The sequence below is a fragment of the Pseudoalteromonas aurantia genome (genome assembly GCF_005886875.1).
In the GTDB taxonomy this organism is placed as follows: domain Bacteria; phylum Pseudomonadota; class Gammaproteobacteria; order Enterobacterales; family Alteromonadaceae; genus Pseudoalteromonas; species Pseudoalteromonas aurantia_A.
Genome location: NZ_PNBY01000151.1, coordinates 1 through 429, shown reverse-complemented (window position 1 = coordinate 429; position 429 = coordinate 1). Strand labels below are relative to the sequence as shown.

Below are 429 nucleotides of genomic sequence, written 5' to 3'. Positions count from 1 at the left end.
CAGATAACGGGCAGTATCTCGCATCTGAATCAAGCTTTTATCGTGTGTTGAAAGCCAATGACCAATTGACTCATCGAGGTAAAGCAAAGCCTAAGAATAGCCGAGCTAAGCCTAGGGGATATACGGCGACAGGGCCAAACCAAGTTTGGACTTGGGATATCAGCTACTGCCCTTCAACAGTAATTGGTCGCTTCTTCTATCTCTACATGATAATCGACATCTTCAGCCGTAAAATTGTGGGTTGGGAAGTTCATGATAGTGAATCAGGAGAATATGCTGCGGAATTACTTGAACGTACACTCTGGGCTGAGAAATGCGTTAAACAAAATGTCGTATTGCACTCAGATAACGGCAGTCCGATGAAGTGCCTGACGATGCAGGCGAAGATGCTTGAAATGGGGATAATAGGCTCTCGAAGCCGTCCAGGTG

The 429-nt window shown here is 45.9% G+C and carries 1 protein-coding gene; it reads left to right on the top strand.

Annotated features, from left to right (window positions below; translation table 11 throughout):
* On the top strand, positions 1-429 hold a 429-nt coding region (locus CWC18_RS19910), incomplete at both ends, for a DDE-type integrase/transposase/recombinase (protein WP_138675961.1).